Source organism: Pseudanabaena sp. SR411 (assembly GCF_002251945.1).
Taxonomy (GTDB): Bacteria; Cyanobacteriota; Cyanobacteriia; order Pseudanabaenales; family Pseudanabaenaceae; genus Pseudanabaena.
Window position 1 is genome coordinate 1 of record NZ_NDHW01000143.1, and the last position, 2,343, is coordinate 2,343.

Annotated in this window: 2 protein-coding genes and 1 pseudogene; 2 read left to right on the plus strand and 1 reads right to left on the minus strand. The window is 38.9% G+C overall.

What is annotated here, in order from left to right:
• Positions 1–87 precede the first annotated feature (87 nt).
• Positions 88–330 (plus strand): annotated as a pseudogene (locus B9G53_RS15130) (dihydrolipoyl dehydrogenase); the annotation flags it as partial.
• Between the two features lie 70 nt (positions 331–400).
• Here the strand turns inward: B9G53_RS15130 and B9G53_RS15135 are convergent.
• The gene (locus B9G53_RS15135; RefSeq protein ID WP_094533737.1) at positions 401–1,939 is read right to left on the minus strand and encodes a PP2C family protein-serine/threonine phosphatase; all 1,539 of its coding nucleotides are present in this window, start codon (positions 1,937–1,939) and stop codon (positions 401–403) included.
• Between the two features lie 225 nt (positions 1,940–2,164).
• Between B9G53_RS15135 and B9G53_RS28545 the strand changes: the two genes are divergently transcribed.
• On the plus strand, positions 2,165–2,343 hold a 179-nt coding region (locus B9G53_RS28545), incomplete at its 3' end, for a hypothetical protein (protein ID WP_254923668.1).

Here is a 2,343-nt window from a genome sequence, read left to right on the forward strand (position 1 = left end):
AGAGACACCTTGCTAAGGTAGACAAGAGCAGTGTTTCTAACCTTATCTATGCTTGGGTTGTAGATAATATTGAGTCTGCCAAGCGAGAGGGGAAATTAGGCGATCGCAGAGGGAGAAACTGAAGGGCTAGCCAAGATTGTTTACCGTGAAGATACGGGCGAACTTTTGGGCGTGCATATCATTGGTATTCATGCTTCGGACTTGATTCATGAGGCTTCGGCGGCAATACGCGATCGCCAAACGGTACAGAAGTTAGCAACGATTGTTCACGCGCACCCAACGCTTAGCGAAGTTTTGGATGAAGCATACAAACGCGCAGCACACATTTAACTAAGAAAGCACCCTGATAGGGTGCTTTCTTAGTATAGTCACACTTTATCGAACATAAACTTAAATCAGTTTAATCAGAAATTTGTTTGATCACCACTAGAGTAATATCGTCATAAACACGACTATCACCAATAAAATTTTTGAGATCCTGAATAATCATATCGGAGATAAATTTAGCCGCCTCTTGACTATATTGTTTGATCAACTCACATAATCGATCTAAACCATAGAATTGACGATCTTTATTTTCGGCTTCTGGAATGCCATCTGTATAGAGAACAACTATATCGCCAATATTTAGCCTAATTTGAGCTTGGAGAATGAATTTACTAATGTCAGCTTCTAATCCTAAGGGAAACCCCAAATCATTTGTGTCAATTCGTTCTATCTCACCATTAGACCGCACAATAATTACCTCTTCATGCTGTCCAACTATGCTCAATTCCCCTTGATAGTAATCAAGCAACAATAGAGTCATATTCTTATCTGAGTTCATGCGTTGAGCATTTTCATACATGGTTGTATTCAAAGCTGATAGAAATCGCAGGGGATCTCTTTCTTGTAGAGCATTTAAAGTTCGTACTGCTGTCTGAGCCATGATCATCAAAACACCACTTTCTAAGCCATGCCCAGTCACATCACCAATACCAATTTTAACTCGCCCATTTTGATGTAAAACATCGTAGTAGTCTCCGCCAACTTCCGAGGAAGGTTCCATAAAACCTGATATATCCAAATTTTGAATTATCGAAAGTTCTTCTCCCTTCGGCAAAATCATTTGCTGTAAACGACGAGTCAACTCTAGCTCAGAACTCATGCGAAGGTTATCTTCGCGCAAGCATTCATTTAAATAGGTAATTTCAGAATTTGCAGATTTGAGAGCTTCAGTTCTTTCTTCAACACGATTTTCTAACTGTTGATTTAACTCTTGTAGAGAGAGTTGCGCTTGATCTCGTTGATCCACATAGCCCCGCACCTGACGAATAATAATAATTGCGGTGATTACTAAAATCGGAAAACTCAAACCTGCTAATAACAAAGATTGAAACAATAATAGACGATAGCGAGAGAGACTATTTTCTGTTTCTAACTGAATTACATTTCTGGTATCAGCAATTCCTTTAGCATAGATTTTCTTGAGCGTTTCATATTCCTGTCCCGAAAGAATCTGCTTCGCCGCATCTACTTTTCCCTGCTGCACTAGTTGAAAAGACTGCGTTTCTAAATCAACCAGTTTGAGGTTAGCATCATCTGTCTTTTTGGCATTGGTATTGTAAGTATTAGGAGTTTGCTCAATAATTTGTTTGATAGTAATATCCAACTGCGGCACAAACTGATTGTATCGAGATTCCCATTTAGGATCGCCAGTATTGGCGTACATCCGTGCCGACATGGTTAATACTTCATCAAAGTAGATGATTTGATTACTTAGATTTTGTAATTTAAATTGATGGGCGATCGCCTTGTCAAAAGCTTGATAGGTTGCAAAAACATTCCAAGCCGAAGCCGCAAATAAAATGCCACTAAAACCTAAGGAAAAACTGATAAAGGCAACTAGACTATCCCCTTTAGCCAGTTTTGTCTGCTTCGGGCGATTGTTTACAAGCATCTTTTGTGAATGAATCTTCAGTTAAGAAAGTGAGCCTTTGTGAGTAGCAATGGTAACACAACTCTACAATCTGGCAGGACAAATAGCCTAGTTATATCAGAACACAAAACGGCGTAGCTGTTTTGTGTTCTGATTTTTAATATAGCGTACAGTAACACTACTTAGAGTTAATAAGCGATACTATATTGATAGTCATTGATAGTCATTGTTAGGGAGTAAAATCTTGTGAATGAGTTGCTTATAAAGACCTTGCCATCAAAATTACCTAGAGTAGCCGTCTATCTCGATGCTGACATGAAAAAAGACTTGGAGACACTTGCTAAATTAGACAAGCGAAGTGTTTCTAACCTTATCTATGCTTGGGTTGTAGATAATATTGAGTCTGCCAAGCGCGAGGGGAAATT

Bases quoted from the DNA above. Each gene is read 5' to 3' on its own strand.
- B9G53_RS15135 (WP_094533737.1), bottom strand. From the start codon at position 1,939: ATGCTTGTAAACAATCGCCCGAAGCAGACAAAACTGGCTAAAGGGGAT.